The sequence below is a fragment of the Gluconobacter sp. Dm-73 genome (assembly GCF_018256215.1).
Lineage (GTDB): Bacteria > Pseudomonadota > Alphaproteobacteria > Acetobacterales > Acetobacteraceae > Gluconobacter > Gluconobacter cadivus.
Genome location: NZ_JAERLW010000006.1, coordinates 213,576 through 228,780, shown reverse-complemented (window position 1 = coordinate 228,780; position 15,205 = coordinate 213,576). Strand labels below are relative to the sequence as shown.

General features: G+C 60.9%; 12 protein-coding genes. 5 read left to right on the top strand and 7 right to left on the bottom strand.

All coding sequences use genetic code 11. The features are described from left to right. The first annotated feature begins 56 nt into the window (after nt 1–56). Together JK176_RS08320 and JK176_RS08315 are read left to right on the top strand one after the other, a co-directional pair. Nucleotides 57–2,165: an autotransporter assembly complex family protein gene (locus JK176_RS08320; protein ID WP_211587422.1), complete on the top strand. Its 2,109-nt coding sequence runs from the start codon at nt 57–59 to the stop codon at nt 2,163–2,165. Beyond that, the gene (locus JK176_RS08315) at nt 2,165–6,310 is read left to right on the top strand and encodes a translocation/assembly module TamB domain-containing protein (protein WP_211587421.1); all 4,146 of its coding nucleotides are present in this window, start codon (nt 2,165–2,167) and stop codon (nt 6,308–6,310) included. Before JK176_RS08320 ends, JK176_RS08315 begins: the two co-directional genes overlap by 1 nt. On the opposite strand, the gene JK176_RS08310 is transcribed toward JK176_RS08315, so the two are convergent. From JK176_RS08310 to JK176_RS08290, 5 genes are all read right to left on the bottom strand, one after another. Then, nucleotides 6,304–7,947: a tetratricopeptide repeat protein gene (locus JK176_RS08310; RefSeq protein WP_211587420.1), complete on the bottom strand. Its 1,644-nt coding sequence runs from the start codon at nt 7,945–7,947 to the stop codon at nt 6,304–6,306. The two genes, JK176_RS08315 and JK176_RS08310, sit on opposite strands and share 7 nt — an antisense overlap. A 9-nt stretch (nt 7,948–7,956) precedes the next feature. Further along, nucleotides 7,957–8,337 carry a response regulator gene (locus JK176_RS08305; RefSeq protein WP_194261425.1) on the bottom strand — a complete coding sequence of 127 codons (381 nt, stop codon included), beginning with the start codon at nt 8,335–8,337 and terminating at the stop codon, nt 7,957–7,959. A gap of 5 nt (nt 8,338–8,342) precedes the next feature. Further along, nucleotides 8,343–9,143 (bottom strand): SDR family NAD(P)-dependent oxidoreductase, encoded by an 801-nt coding sequence (locus tag JK176_RS08300; RefSeq protein WP_194261424.1) that lies wholly within the window; start codon nt 9,141–9,143, stop codon nt 8,343–8,345. 173 nt (nt 9,144–9,316) lie between these two features. Continuing rightward, on the bottom strand, nt 9,317–9,904 hold the full coding sequence (locus JK176_RS08295; RefSeq protein WP_194261423.1) for a CarD family transcriptional regulator: 588 nt from the start codon (nt 9,902–9,904) through the stop codon (nt 9,317–9,319). Nucleotides 9,905–9,991: 87 nt separating this feature from the next. Next, nucleotides 9,992–10,867, bottom strand: coding sequence for a bestrophin family protein (locus JK176_RS08290; RefSeq protein WP_211587419.1), 876 nt, complete (start codon nt 10,865–10,867; stop codon nt 9,992–9,994). Between the two features lie 183 nt (nt 10,868–11,050). On the opposite strand from JK176_RS08290, the gene JK176_RS08285 reads away from it, so the two are divergent. Genes JK176_RS08285 through JK176_RS08275 form a run of 3 tightly spaced genes read left to right on the top strand, consistent with a single transcriptional unit; the run spans nt 11,051 to nt 13,778 of the window. Beyond that, nucleotides 11,051–12,166 carry an S-(hydroxymethyl)glutathione dehydrogenase/class III alcohol dehydrogenase gene (locus JK176_RS08285; protein WP_211587418.1) on the top strand — a complete coding sequence of 372 codons (1,116 nt, stop codon included), beginning with the start codon at nt 11,051–11,053 and terminating at the stop codon, nt 12,164–12,166. Nucleotides 12,167–12,168: 2 nt separating this feature from the next. After that, nucleotides 12,169–13,017, top strand: coding sequence for an S-formylglutathione hydrolase (fghA, locus tag JK176_RS08280; RefSeq protein ID WP_211587417.1), 849 nt, complete (start codon nt 12,169–12,171; stop codon nt 13,015–13,017). Beyond that, complete coding sequence (locus JK176_RS08275; RefSeq protein ID WP_211587416.1) at nt 13,014–13,778, top strand: ribonuclease T2 family protein; 765 nt, start codon at nt 13,014–13,016, stop codon at nt 13,776–13,778. Before fghA ends, JK176_RS08275 begins: the two co-directional genes overlap by 4 nt. Here the strand turns inward: JK176_RS08275 and hisI are convergent. Next, complete coding sequence (hisI, locus tag JK176_RS08270) at nt 13,766–14,176, bottom strand: phosphoribosyl-AMP cyclohydrolase (protein ID WP_194266440.1); 411 nt, start codon at nt 14,174–14,176, stop codon at nt 13,766–13,768. The two genes, JK176_RS08275 and hisI, sit on opposite strands and share 13 nt — an antisense overlap. A 12-nt stretch (nt 14,177–14,188) precedes the next feature. Next, entirely contained in the window at nt 14,189–14,998 is an 810-nt protein-coding gene (locus tag JK176_RS08265) for a folate-binding protein YgfZ (RefSeq protein WP_211587415.1), read from the bottom strand. Nucleotides 14,999–15,205: the final 207 nt, after the last annotated feature.

Below are 15,205 nucleotides of genomic sequence, written 5' to 3'. Positions count from 1 at the left end.
GACGCACGGTGAAGTCAGGCCGCCGCTCAGTTTCTTATTCTGTGTCAGTCGCTTCGATGTCCTGCATGCTGGGTGTCGTAACGGTGTTCTGTGCGCCGTTGCCCCTGTATGCGAAGGCACCCAAAACGGCTGCGACCGCTCAGCCGGTTTCAGATGGAATTTCCGAGCCCGTCATCCCTTACACCGTGACACTGACCCCCACGAAGCATCCGGAACTGGATGCCGCGATCAGCGCATCATCCCAGCTTGAGTCCCTTCAGACGTCCCATGCCGTCGGGGCCTATGCGCTCGCCGGGCGGATCCGCAGCGATTACGACCGGGTGAATATCGCGCTGGAATCGCAGGGATATTATGCGGGTTCCGTGCAGATCAGCGTCAAGGTCGGGACGCGGGTCGTGGACGGCAAGGACCCATCCCTGCCGGATATTCTCAAGGCGCTGGAAAAGAACCAGAAAGTCGCCATCACGATTTCCAGCACGCTCGGACCACGTTTCAGTCTTGGAAGCATCGCGCTCCTTGCGCCCCTCGAAAAGGCTGCCGCACCGGCACCCGTAGCAGGCTCTCAAATCGCGAAAGCGCCCACCACGAAGGCCTCCACGTCCAAAGTCAAAACCAAAGTCCCGACCGAAGCCGCTCCTGCCGCCACTGCTCCGGTAACCTTCGCGCAGGCCGTTGCACAGTCTCAGCCCGTCACGCTCGCACCAGATGAGCGTAAGGCGTTTGATCTGTCCTCCGGCCAGCCAGCAGTGGCCGAGACCGTTCTGGCCGCTCAGAACACCCTGCTCAATCAGCTTCAGGAAGACGGCTACGCGACTGCAAGCGTCTCGACGCCCGTGGCCTATCTGGAGCCTCAGACCCAAAAGCTCGATATCGTGTTCCGTGTTCAGCGCGGGCCAAGGGTGGTGATCGGTCCCATCGGGATGGAGGGTCTGGTTCACACCAACCAGAGTTTCCTGCGTAACCGGCTGGAATTGAAAGAGGGCGAACTGTATCGCCCCTCCCGGATCGAGGCCGCGCGTCAGGATCTGGTGAGTACGGGTGTGTTTGCGTCCGTGCAAGTCCGCAATGCCCCGCCCATCATTACCCTGCCGCCCAGCCGCACCCTGATGCCGGGGATTCTTCAGGCCATGCCCATCGAGTTTAGCTTCAAGGAAGCCAAGCGGCGTACGCTGTCCGCTGAAGTTGGCTATTCGACCGATCTCGGTGGCCGTCTGGGCGCAAGCTGGACGCATCACAATCTGTTCGGCAATGCCGAGCAGCTAAAACTGACAGCTCTGGTCACGGGGCTTGGCGGCTCCGCGCAGCAGGGGCTGGGCTATGATGTCTATGCAGATTTCATGAAGCCGGATTTCCTGTCGAAAGGGCAGAATCTGAGCGTGCGTCTCGAAGGCGTCCGCCAGCTTCTTTATTCCTATCACCAGACCGCCATTATCGCCCGTGCAGGGCTGAACCGTCATGTCGGGAAATACTGGAACCTTTCGGGTAGCCTGATGGGCGAGCAGGAGCAGATCAAGCAGTTCGGCGACACACGGAGCTATTTCATCGTCGCAGCCCCCCTGAATGCGACATTCGACAACACGCGTCTGACCAACCCGATTGACCCGGCCACCCATGGCGTGCGGGCATCACTGTCCATCACGCCGTCGGAATCGCTGGAAAGCGGCTCGACGTTCTTCACGCTTCTCTCTGCACAAGCCTCGACCTATTTCGATCTGCACCATCTCGGGATTTCCCGACCCGGTCGCAGCGTGATTGCGGTCAGAGGTATCGTCGGCTCCGTGCAGGGGGCGTCGACCTATCAGATCCCGCCCGATCAGCGGCTCTACGCCGGTGGTCCGGCAACAGTGCGCGGCTTTCGCTATCAGGGTGTGGGGCCGCAATACGGTCGTACAAAATATGCGATCGGCGGGACGTCCATGGATGCGGGGAGTGTCGAATTCCGTCAGCGTCTGCCGATGAATCTGGGTTTTGCCGGGTTCGTGGATGCCGGGCAGGTCGGGACAGGATCGCGTCCGGGGCAGGGAACGCTCCGGGTCGGATATGGTGGGGGCGTGCGATATTTCACGCCGATCGGTCCGATCCGCGTGGACGTGGCGCTGCCGATGAACCGGCCGCCGCAGGGCGATAAATGGGAACTGTATTTCGGCCTCGGGGAGACGTTCTGATGCGGGTTCGCAAGGTTCTTCTCCGTGTCGCGGCCGGTCTGGTCATCGTCCCTGCGGGGCTGGTTGCCGTGGCGGTCACAGGCGTTCTGGTCGGGATCAACCTGCCTGTTGGGCAACGGCTGATTGAGCAGAAAATCGGCCCGCTAACGGGTGGCATGGTCGAGATTTCGGGGCTTTCGGGCTTTCTGCCGCAACATCTGGCGGTGACGAAACTCCTCATCAAGGATGAGAAAGGCCCCTGGATCGAACTGGACAACGCGGACTTGCGCTGGTCGCCACTGTCGCTGCTGCATCTGGATGCGAAGATTACCAGTCTGAGTGCATCGCGTGTGGCCGTTCTGCGCAAGATGGTGTCGGCTCCTGACACCACGCCCGCGCAGCCGACACCTGCCAATACTGCGCCGTCAAAGCTGCATCTGCGGGTCGATCTGACCTCGCTGCATGTCGGACGGCTGGAAGTCAGCCCGGATTATACCGTTACCCCGACCGTTTTTTCAGCGGACGGACACGCCCATATCCACAGCATTGCGCCGTTTCTGGACGGTGTGACAATCCGCACGCTCCCGGTCATGGACATCGCTCTGGCCCTGAAGCGGCTGGATCAGCCGGGTAATCTGACGCTTGGTGTCGAGACGCCCAAAAACCGCATCGCGGTGAGCGTGCGATATCATGAGGGCGAAAACGGCTTCGCCACCACGCTGGGCCAGATGCCGCAGCTTGACCCGCTGGATCTGCATCTGAATCTCAACGGGCCGCGTACGGCGGCTGTGCTGGATTTCGGTCTGGGTGCGGGGCCGGTGAAGGCCGTCGCCAGCGGAACGATAAACCTGCTGAGCATGGTTGCGGACCTGCATGTGAAGGCGGATGCGCCGTCCATGACGCTGCGTCCGGGCATTGCGTGGAACAGCATCGCGCTGGACACGGATCTACATGGCCCGCTCATGGCGCCGAACGGTCAGGGCGTGCTGGATATCGATGCCCTGACCGCAGCAGGGGCCGGAATCGGGCATCTGCATGCGCGGTTTGACGGTGTGGAAGGTACACGACCCGAAGACACGACCGCTCATCTGGCGGCTGTGCTGGATGGTCTGCGCATTCCGGGCTCACAGCCCACGCTTCTGGCGTCCGCACCGCTGACGCTGGACGTTCTGGCGCATCCGCTGGCGACCTCTGTTCCGGTTGTGGCGAAGCTGGATCATCCGCTTCTGCACGCTGCTGCAACGGCCGATCTGAAGCCTGCACCGAAAGGCCAACTGGACCTCGCTTTGCCGGATCTGCATCCGCTGGCGGCGACGGGCAGCACGGATCTCAGCGGCACAGCCGGACTGCATGCAGATTTTGCCATGCCGGTGACGAAACAGGATGACCTGACGCTGAAAAGCACGGGAACGCTTGCAATCACGGGCGGCCAGCCGCAGGCCCTGAACCTGATCGGTAAAAGCGGCACGTTCTCGCTCGATCTGGCGAAATCTCCAGCCAATGTCCTGACGCTGAAGAGTTTCGCGCTGGATGGGGCGGCCTTGCACATGCTGGTGTCGTCCGTGATCGACATGGCGCATGGCAACCGGATGCAGACGAAGGCTTCTGTTCAGCTTCCGGATCTTGCCAAGGCCAGCCCCGCCATTCTTGGCAACACGACGCTGACCGCCACGGCCGATGGTCCGACGGACGATCTGGCAGTCAAGGCCGATCTGAGCGGGGAATTCGGCACGAAAGACGTGGCGAAAGGCCCCGTGACGCTCCATGCCGATGTCCAGCATCTGCCGTCTCATCCGGCAGGCGCGCTGACGGCCAAGGGGACGCTCGATCATGCGCCACTGGTGCTTGATACCGCGTTCCAGCAGGACGACGTAGGGGCTTATCATCTGGATCTCAACACGCTGGGCTGGAACAGCCTGAGCGGCAAAGGTAAGATGCGTCTCCCCAAAGGGGCGAAGGTGCCGCTCGGGGATCTGGACGTCTCGATCCGCAATCTGGGTGATTTCCGCCGTCTGATCGGGCAGGCGATTTCCGGCCATCTGACGCTGGGACTGCACACGACGGAAACAGAGGGCGCGCCGCCTGTCGTCAAGGTCGGGCTGGACGGCATGCTGGGCATGGCGCAGGCCGCAGTCCAGTCTCTCAAGGTCAGCGGAACCATCGCGAACCCGATTGATGCGCCAGAACCCTCTCTGGTGCTGGATCTCGCCGGACTGCGCTATCAGGCCATGACGGGCAGGGCACACGCCACGATCAAGGGACCTCAGACCGCAATGGCCGTCGCGCTGAATGCGGCTTTCCAGAACGTGATGGATGCCCCGGCCAATATCGACACCGCCCTTGTTTTGAACGTCCCCGAAAAGACGGTGCGCCTCGGCCGACTGGCGGCTCTGGTCAAGGGAGAGGGCCTGCGTCTGAGCCATCCTGCGGTAGTATCGTTTGGCGATACGATGGGGGTGGATCATCTGGTGGCGACCCTCGCACCTCAGGGTGTAGCGCCTGCAACGGTCGATATTGCGGGCACGTTCAAGCCCGCACTCGCGCTCACGGCGCGTCTGGATCACCTCACACCGGCCATCGCAAAACCTTTCGCGCCGGATCTGTCAGCCACTGGTACGATCTCGCTTGCGGCGAAACTGGGCGGCACGCTGGATGCTCCGACCGGAACGGTCTCGCTTAACGGGCGTGATCTGCGGATGAAGACCGGTCCGGCGGCATCCCTTCCAGCGGCGCAGATTCTGGCGAATCTCGGCCTTGCGGGACATTCCGCGAAGGTGGATGCAACATTTGGTGCAGGCCCGTCCGTCGCGCTGGCCGTCCACGGAACGGCGCCGCTTTCCAAAACGGGTGCGATCGCCCTAGCCACCACGGGTCATGTTGATCTGTCGGTTGCAAATGCCGTTCTGGGCGCGAACGGCATGGCTGTGGCCGGGAAAATCGGCATCAACCTCAATGTCGCTGGGACAGCCGCGCAGCCGCGGGCGTCAGGCCAGATCGGGCTGGAGAACGCCTCTTTCGACAACTACGCGCAGGGCGTGCATCTCAGCCGGATCAACGGGGCCCTCGTTGCCTCGGGGGATACGATCAACGTCAACCATATCATCGCCCATGCAGGTCCCGGCACGATCACGCTCGACGGCACGGTCGGAGCTTTCCGGCCCGATCTGCCTGTCGATCTGCACATTACCTCCGACAAAGCCCGTCCCGTCTCCAGCGAACTGCTGACTGCCACGATCAATACCGATCTGCACATCCACGGTCAGGCCACGACACGGCTAGATGTGGACGGGAAGGTCAATATTCCCAACGCGACCGTCAATATTCCGAATTCCATGCCTGCCTCCGTGCCCCAGCTCGACGTGATTCGTCCGGGGCAGAAGCCGGCTTCCGGTACGGGATCGAGCCTGATCATCGGACTGGGCGTGGATGTGATTTCCCCCGGCGAGTTCTTCGTGCGCGGGCACGGTGTGTTCGCTGAAATGCAGGGGCGTCTGCGGATTCGCGGGACGAGTGCGGCGCCTCTGATCAATGGCGGGTTTGATCTCAAGCGCGGCAATTTTAATCTGGGCGGGATCAACCTCAATTTTACGAACGGGCGCGTGGCGTTCAACGGCTCGGGCGTGAACCATAAACTCGATCCGACGCTGGATTTCCGGGCGGACCGCAATGCCAGCGGCACGCTCGCAAGCCTTCTGGTGACGGGCTATGCCAGTGCACCGAAACTGGATTTCGTCTCCTCGCCCAGCCTGCCGCGCGATCAGGTCCTGTCCATCCTGCTGTTCGGAACAGACACGCATTCGCTCTCCACGACGCAGCTTGCGGAACTGGGTGCGGCGGTCGTGCAGCTTGCAGGTGGCTCGGCGTTCGATCCGCTGGCCAAGGTTCAGAACCTGCTGGGGCTGGATCGCCTGGCTGTTGGTGGCGGCAGCGGTGTCGATAACGGGGGCACCAGTGTCGAGGCCGGAAAATACGTCATGAAGGGCGTCTATGTCGGCGCCAAACAGGCGACATCCGGCTCGGGCACACAGGCTCAGGTGCAGATCGACCTGACGAAGCGCCTGAAGTTCAACACGACGGTGGGAACGGGTGGTCAGGTCACGGGCTTCACGACGCCGGAGAACGATCCGGGGTCGAGCATCGGCCTGTCCTATGGCTACAGTTACTGAGGTTTGTGCTGCCGGGCAGCAACGGCGTCTTCGAGAAGCTGTTTGACCCGCGCCACAACGTCCGACCAGTCCTGAAAACGGGTCTGGCGGACGATCCGCATCTGTGGATACCAAGGGGTGTCATCCCGTCCGTGCAGCCAGCGCCAGCAGTTGTTGATGCGGTCCATCATGATGACGGGCTTGCCCAAACCCCCGGCCAGATGAACGGCTGACGTATCGACCGAGACGATAATGTCGAGATTCACCATCAGGGCCGCCGTGTCATCCATCGTGTGACAGTCTGGCATGACATTCACGAGCGCGGCAGGAAAATCCGGGATCTGTTCGGCAGGGGTGTCTTTCTGAAGGGAATAGAAGCTCACACCTTCGATCCCGGCCAGAGGTGCAAGCTCCGAGAGCGGCATGGAGCGTTGACGATCCACCATAAGAGCCGCCGTATCTTCGGGCCGTGCTGCTCCGGCCCAGACCAGCCCGACCCTCAACTTGTGATCATCCTGAAACCGCTGGCGCCATGCTTCGGCTTTCTGCCGATCGGCGCTGAGATACGGGACGGGCGCTCCCATGGCATCCGGCGTTCCCGAAAAGGCGCGGGGCAGGCTGATGAACGGGCAATGATAGTCATACTCGGGAGTCTCACCTCCGAACTGCACTTCCGAAACCCCGGCCACGCGTTCGCAGATCGCAGCCAGCGTTTCCGTGCCCCAGATATGAATGATGGCTCCCGTGCGGGCGAGGGGCGGGATGTAGCGCAGATACATGAGCGTATCGCCCAAACCCTCCTCCTGCGTGATGAGGATGCGCTTGCCCCTCAGGTCCAGTGATGGAGAAATGTTGGGCAACAGGCGATCCAGCGGCATGCTGGTATGGCCGGGGAGACCGAAGCGCCATTCATGCTCTGTCCAGCCCTGAGCCATCCGGCCGCTTTTGAGCATGGTGATGGAATGGTTCAGGCGCAGGCGGGCATTCTGGGGCGCCATCGGAACGGCCTGCCGGTACAGATTGGCGGCTTCTTCCATCCGGCCCATGTTGCTGAGAATGCAGGCCATATTGCAGAGCGGTTCCCAATCCTGCGGGTCCGCGTCCCGCAAACGGGCCATGACTGAAAGCGCGCTGTCGAAGCGGCCGGTTTCTGTCAGGAGCAAAGCGAGCAGATTGAGGGTGGCCGGATCTTCGGGGCGCCGTTGCAGGCTCAGGCGCAGGAGCAGTTCGGCCTCATCAAACCGCGCAAGCTGGATCAGGACGGCGGCTCCGGCATTCAACAGGCGAAAATCGTCAGGCTTGCGCTTGCGGCAGATTTTCAAAAGCGGGACAAGATCGTCCCGCCGCCGCATGGCAACAGCTTCATCCAGCAGCAGGGAAATCGCATGAGGCCCTGTATTCGTACTGGCCTCTTCAAGCTCCACCGCGCAGTCCTGATAGCGACGAAGATGAAAATATGCCCGCGCCCTGACGTAATGCAGGGCCGGGATCTCAGGCCTTCCATCAAGAGGCGCGCGCGCTATGGCGAGGGCTTCTTCCGGAGCGCCACGGGTCATGGCGTTTTGTGCGCGGTTCAGAACGTCCGATGGGTCAGGCTGGCTGTCCTCGATCTTGGAGACCGAATTATCGAGGGCGGATTTGTCCAGACTGTCGGACATGCGGATCTCCTAGTCCGAGGCCGCTGATGTCATATCCTCAAGAGCCTCCAGAATACTGGCTAGCGTATAAGGCTTTGAGATGAAACGGTCCCGCGCAGGATCGCCGGACGTTTCCCCCCGGCGCAAATCCCCATGACCGCTGATATAAATGACCGGAAGGTCCGGCCAGCGTTCCCGGGCAGGCTGGACAAGCGTCATGCCATCCCCGTCCGGAAGGGTCATGTCCGCCACGAGGGCGTCGAGTTTGGGCTCCGCGCCGATGATGGCGCGGGCTTCGGCGCAATGATCCGCCTCCCTGACTGTCAGGCCATTATCCAGCAGAAATTCCGCCAGACATGTCCGGATGAGGAAATCGTCTTCGATCAGCAGGACAGTCAGGGAAGAGGGCATTTGGATTACGAGGACCAGTTCTTTTCAAAGTCGCCATAGAGGGTCAGACCACCATCGACATACAGGGTCTGGCCCGTGATGTAGGTGCTGTCCTCCGCGGCGAGGAAGGTGATGGCGTCTGCGATCTCGCGGCTTTCACCGGGACGCTTCATCGGGATATGGCTTGAAACGGCCTTGTACTGCTCCGGATCGTTGATCCACGACATGTTGATCGGCGTTACGATGGCGCCCGGTGCCACGGCATTCACCCGGATACCACGCCCTGCATATTCCAGCGCCAGCGTCCGGACGATGTTGCCAACCGCACCTTTGGAGGCGGAATAGCCGAGATAATGCGGTTTAGGGATGATCTGGTGAACGGAGGAGTTCACGATGATCGCGCCCTCGATACCATTCTCCAGCCAGTAGCGAATGACTTCGCGGCACGGCAGCATCACGCCCGTGACGTTGACCGCCATCACGCCTTCGAAATCTTCGAGCTTGATGTCTTCGGAAGGGGACGGGATCTGATAGCCTGCGTTGCAGACCAGAACGTCCAGACCGCCCATGGCCTTGATGCTGTCGGCAACCAGACGTTTGACGTCGTCTTCCTTGGAAATATCACCCGTGGCGATCGGGTGCTCTCCGCCAGAAACTTTGGGCAGCTTGTCGCGCACGGCGATCAGCTTGTCTTCCTTGCGGCCGTTGAGGGCGACCTGCGCGCCTTCTTCGGCAAAACGAAGCGCGGTGGCCTCGCCAATTCCCTGGGATGCCCCGGTAACGAGGACTTTCTTGCCGGCGAAACGGTTTTTGTAAGGGGCAGGCATATGGCCTCACCTCTCCTTTGGAATGCAGGTTTGAAACCGTGACTGAAAACACATCACGGAAAAGGTTTCTCGTGTCGCCAACGCGAGAAACCCCGTCCGGGATGCGAAGAAAACCACATCCTGATCCATATTGAAGAAATGCAGGCTTTTCAAACCGCATCCCAGGCTGCGTTTCAGGCGGCCTTCATCGTCTTGGTCAGGTTTTCAAGAACCTGTGCCGGATCGGCATTTTCCAGAACCGCAACCTCGGCCACGAAGCGTTCCTGCGCGGCTTCAAATAGCTTGCGCTCCGAAAAGCTGCCATCGAGACTATCCACATTGCGACGCAGGTCGCGCAGCACTTCTGCAATCTGGATCAGATCGCCAGAGTTGATCTTTTCCTGATAGGCCACAGCGCGACGGGCCCACATGCCCTTGCTGACATGCGGCTTGCCCTTGATGACGGTCATCGCCTTGTCGACGATATCGCGCGTGACAATCTTGCGCAGACCGGCCTTGCGGGCTTTGGCGAGGGGGATCCGCAGCATCATCTGGTTGCCGGGGAAAGAGATCTGGATCATCTCGATCACGGTATCGGCGACTTCGACCATGCCGATCTTTTCCACGCGGCCAACGCCATGAGCGGCGTAGACAATGGAGTCACCTTCGTGGAAAGGGTCAGCATCCTGCTCGGGATCGGTCTGACGGGCCGTGTTGTTGGCTGCGACACGAGCCATTTCATCGGTCATGCCGCCCTTCTGGGGGCTTTTGAACGTGTTCATAGGCTCGGTTCATAGCAGAAAAACCCCTTGCTGTCTTGTCTGATCGCAAGAGGTATTTTCGGTCCTGGAGTGCTTTTTACTACTGCCTTAGGGCTGGACGCCGTTGCTGGCCTGAATGGCCGGGGGCGGTGTATCGCCGATGGGCTGAAGCAGATCGCGCTCGATCGTGCGCGCCATGGTGAGCATGGGCAGGGCGTGAACACTCTTTATAAACGGCTCCTGAAGATCGCGGCCGCTGCGGTCGAGCATCTGGAACAGCATCCCGATGATGCTTGAGCCCAGCGGCGTGATCCAGCCGAGGGTCTGTACGGCGGAGAGCGGCAGAATGATGCAGAACAGATGCGTCGCGATTTCGGGCAGCATGGAATACTGCGCGGGAAGGGGCGTGTTCTTGATGCGCTCAAGGCCGCCCTGTGCGTTGGCGATATCTGACAGGATGCGGTCTACCGTACCGTGAACGGCGCCATCGATTCCGCGTAGCTCAACTTCCTCACGGACACCAAGCCCGATCTGGTAAAGCAGCATGTTGGCGGTGTTCGAGCAGGAAAAGACCTTCTCATACATTTCCGGCGCCAGGAGCCTTTTGGCGTCTTCATTGGGCGGATCGCCTCTGAGAGCAGCGCGCAGGACATGCGGATACGCAGCCATGGCGCGGGCCAGATCCGGACAACCTCCCAGCAGTGTCGCGGCTTCACGTCCGAAAGAGCGGCAGTTGTTGGTGATCGCCCCCCACAGGGTTCGGCCTTCCCACCAGCGGTTATAGGCGGCGTTGTTGCGCATGCTCAGGAAGATGGCCAGCGCGGTACCCATGAGTGGCACCGGCAGGGAGGGCTGCTCCATCCAGTCCTGATGATAGATCTGGAACAGGATGACCACCACGAAATCCCACAGTGTCAGGATGAACAGCGGGGGCAGGGATTCCCGGAAAAGAATGGCCAGTCCATGTGGACGGTTGACGATCAAACGGCTGTCTCCTCGGATGGGCGGAATACGCAGACAAGTCCATGTCGAGCGTAGCGGCGAACAGTCTGTCCGGCCAACAGCAAAGGGTGTCTGTCTTTTTACTTTCTTTTGCAGCCGCACCTCTTGCCGCCATGCCCTTCAATACGACACCCTGTTCTCACCGTTTCAGAGGAGAGTGATGTTATGGACGTGACCGCAGCCATTGCGTTCGAGGCCGGTCGGCCGCTGGAAATCGATACGGTTCAGCTTGAAGGCCCACGAGACGGGGAAGTTCTCGTCGAGATCATGGCGACGGGGCTGTGCCATACCGACAAGTACACGCTGTCCGGTCAGGACCCTGAAGGTCTGTTCCCGGCCATTCTGGGCCATGAAGGAGCGGGCATCGTTCGGGAGGTCGGGGCCGGGGTGAAGCATCTCAGACCTGGCGATCATGTCATTCCGCTCTACACACCTGAGTGCCGGGAATGTCCGTCCTGCCTGTCACGCAAGACCAACCTGTGTACGGCCATTCGTAGCACCCAGGGTAAGGGGTTGATGCCGGATGGGACGTCCCGTTTCTCTTACAAAGGCCAGCCGATCCATCATTATATGGGCTGTTCGACCTTCGCGAATTTCACGGTGCTGCCGGAAATAGCTTTGGCGAAAATCCGTCCCGACGCGCCGTTCGATAAGGTCTGCTACATCGGTTGCGGCGTGACGACGGGCATCGGGGCTGTGCTGTTTACGGCGCAGGTTGAAGCCGGTTCGACGGTTGCGGTGTTCGGGCTGGGCGGCATTGGTCTTAATGTCATTCAGGGTGCGAAAATGGTCGGGGCGAACCGGATCATCGGTATCGACATCAACCCCGAGCGCGAGGCGATTGCGCGCCAGTTCGGCATGACGGACTTCGTGAACCCGAAGGAACTGGGACCGAATGGAGACCTTGTCGGGCATCTGATCGAAATGACGGGTGGTGGTCTGGACTACACGTTTGAGTGTGTCGGCAATCCGACCCTGATGCGTCAGGCGCTGGAGAGCGCACATCGCGGCTGGGGCGTGTCGTGCGTCATTGGTGTCGCTGGTGCCGGACAGGAAATCAGCACGCGGCCGTTCCAGCTCGTGACGGGACGGCGTTGGATCGGATCGGCTTTTGGCGGCGCGCGCGGCCGGACCGATGTGCCGAAAATCGTGGACTGGTACATGGAGGGCCGGATCGATATCGACTCCCTGATTACGCACAAGCTGAAGCTGGCGGACATCAATCTGGGCTTTGACATGATGAGCCGCGGCGAAAGCATCCGCACCGTCGTGGAGTACTGAGCATGTCGGATATTGAAGTTCTGGCGCATCACGCCTGTTTCGACGGTTCACTCAGGTTCGTGCGGCACCATTCAGAGGCGCTCGGCGTGCCCGCGACCTTCGGCGTGTTTCTGCCGAAAGAGGCGCTGGCGGGGCAGAAGGTTCCGGTCATTCATGTGCTTGGCGGGCTGACGGCGACGCAGGAGACGTTCCTCATCAAGGCCAATGCCCTGCATTTTGCCGCCGAACACGGCATCGCTCTGGTCGCGCCCGACACCTCCCCGCGCCATACCGGGATCGAGGGCGAGGATGACGTTTATGATCTGGGATCGGGGGCCGGGTTCTATATTGACGCCACGTCCGCTCCGTGGAGCCGTCACTACCGGATGGAAACCTATGTCGGGCAAGAGCTTCCGGCCCTGACGGAACGGCTCTATCCGCTGGATGGTACCCGACGCGGCATCATGGGACATTCCATGGGCGGTATGGGTGCGCTGATACAGGCGTTGAAATACCCAGACCGCTGGAAGACGGTCTCGGCCTTTGCGCCGATTTGTCATCCGAGTACTGTTCCCTGGGGCCAGAAAGCGTTCGATGCCTATTTCGGCGGCGATCCGGCGAAATGGCAGAGCTGCGATCCCACGCTGCTTCTGCGCTCAGGGCGCACGCATCCCTCAACCATTCTCGTGGATCAGGGGCTGATGGATCAATATCTGGCAGATCTGTGCCCCGACGCGCTGGAGGCGGCGGCAAAAGAGGGCAAACAGGCGCTCGAACTGCGTCGCCATACCGCCTATGACCATTCCTACTGGTTTGTGCAGAGCTTTATTGCCGACCATCTGACCCATCATGCCAAAGGGCTTTCTGCGTGAAGCGTTCCGTTCTTGCTGCTTTTCTTTTGATGGCAGGCTGTGTTTCTCAAGCGCCAACTGGGCCTTCGCTCACGCCTACGGCCCATACCGATTTCCGGCACGATACGCTGGCGCTGACCTGGCAGCCGGGTTTCTGCGCCACCGGCGGCGGGTGCGAATGGGACCAGACGCATCGGATCTCGATTGGTCTGCACGGGCTGTGGGCCTCGGAACCGCATGCTCTGGAGGCGCAGGGCGTGCCGGTGCAGGAATGGTGGTCGAAGGGTTGCGATCTCTACGATCATGACGACACCCCGCCCCAACTCCTGCCCACGACGGTCGAGGCGTTGCGGGGCGTCGTGCCGCATCTGAAAAAGCCGCTTTATGTGCATGAATACACCAAACACGCCCGCTGCTTCGGCTATGACGCCGACAGCTTTTTCGTCACGTCCATGCAACTGCGGGACCGGTTCGCGGCGTCGGCTTTCGGAGTGTGGCTGTCGCAGCAGGAGGGTTTTCAGGTCAAACGTGACGATCTTCTCACCACGTTTGCGCGCCTGATGAACGTGCATGACGACCGGGCGCTGCAGGTCCGCTGCGAGCCCGCGCATAACGGACAGATGGTCCTGACGCAGCTCTGGTTCACGCTGGACCCGAAGAAGCTGTCGCGCTTCCCCTATGAGGGCGCTTATCTGTCTTCACCGGACGACCAGAATGGCTGTCCGGCCACGTTCCTCGTACCGGGCTGGAGCCTGTCGGGTCAGGCTGCTCAGCGTCCGTAAAGCTCTTCGGCGCTGATTTCGGGCTGTGCGGTATCGCGCAGCCCGTCCGGCGTTACGCCATGATAGAAACAGCTCCGGCGGCCCGTATGACAGGCTACGCCGGTCTGATCCACGATCATGAGAATGGCGTCCATGTCACAGTCGAGCCGCGCTTCGATCAGTTTCTGTTGCTGGCCCGAAGTCTCGCCCTTGCGCCAGAGCTTCTGACGACTGCGGGACCAGTAACAGACGCGACCGGTCAGAAGCGTCTCGCGCAGCGCGTCCGCGTTCATCCAGGCGAGCATCAGCACCATGCCGTCCGGCGCCTGCGCAAGAGCTGAAATCAGGCCGTTCGCATCGAATTTCACCTGCGCGATGATGTCATCGACAATCGCTGGGGAAGGGGGGGTATAGGTCACGAACGCATCTCCTCAACGCATTTCCGGTGGGAACCAGGCGGGCCAGACGACAGAAAGCGGTTGCCCGTTGCAGGTCAGTTCGGGGGAAGACCAGGCGTCCCGTCGCAGCATGGCGAGTGCTCGGTTGCCGCTGCGGGAGCGGATGTCTCCAACCTCGCGGTCTCCCGCGATGATGATGCCGCCTTCATCGGGAAACGTCCCGTGCGACAGCACAACGGGCAACAGGCGGCGTTTGACAAGGCCACGGTAATGGGTGCGGGCGGTCAGTTCCTGCCCCATATAGCAGCCTTTTTTCCAGGAAATGCCGTTCAGAAAGTCCATGTCGGCTTCAAGCGCCAGTGTCTGTTCGCTTTCGAAATCCATGACGTCTGGCAGGCCCAGCGTGAGGCGGCGTTCCAGAAATTCTGCAGGCGTCTCACCACCTTGCCCGGTTCCGGTCACGATGGCCCGCCAGCCCGCGCCATCATAGCGTGGGTCCGGGGCATGTGTGATCGTATCGGGTGGAACGGGTCGGCTTTCTGCGCCAGTGATGACGCGCAGGTCTGTTTTTTCGATCTGCACATCCGCGCGAAGGCGAAAACGGGAGAGGCGTTTGACGAGCATGTCGGCATGGTCTGCCGCGCAATCCATCAGAATGCGGCCGGATGCTTCATACAGGAAAAATTCGCTCAGCCAGCGGCCCTGCGGCGTCAGAAGTGCGCTCCAGACAGAGGTCGCGGGCGCGAGATTCAGGGCATCATTCGTGATGAGGCCCTGAAGAAAGCTGCTCCGGTCCGCACCTGTGAAGGACAGGACGGCGCGGTGGGAAAGATGTTGATTCATGGGAGAGACCGCAGTTCCGACAGCGTCCAGCAAAACCATCCTGCCGGAAAAACGTCTGACCATAACGAGGAACCCTGCAAACCGCCAGTTCGGGAACATGGGAGTATTTTCGGGCGCAGGGTTGTTTCAGTCCGTGACGGCGGGTTGCAGTCTCGCAATACTCGGAGGATATTAACCTATCGCGGCAGTATGGCCCTGTTCCGCGAC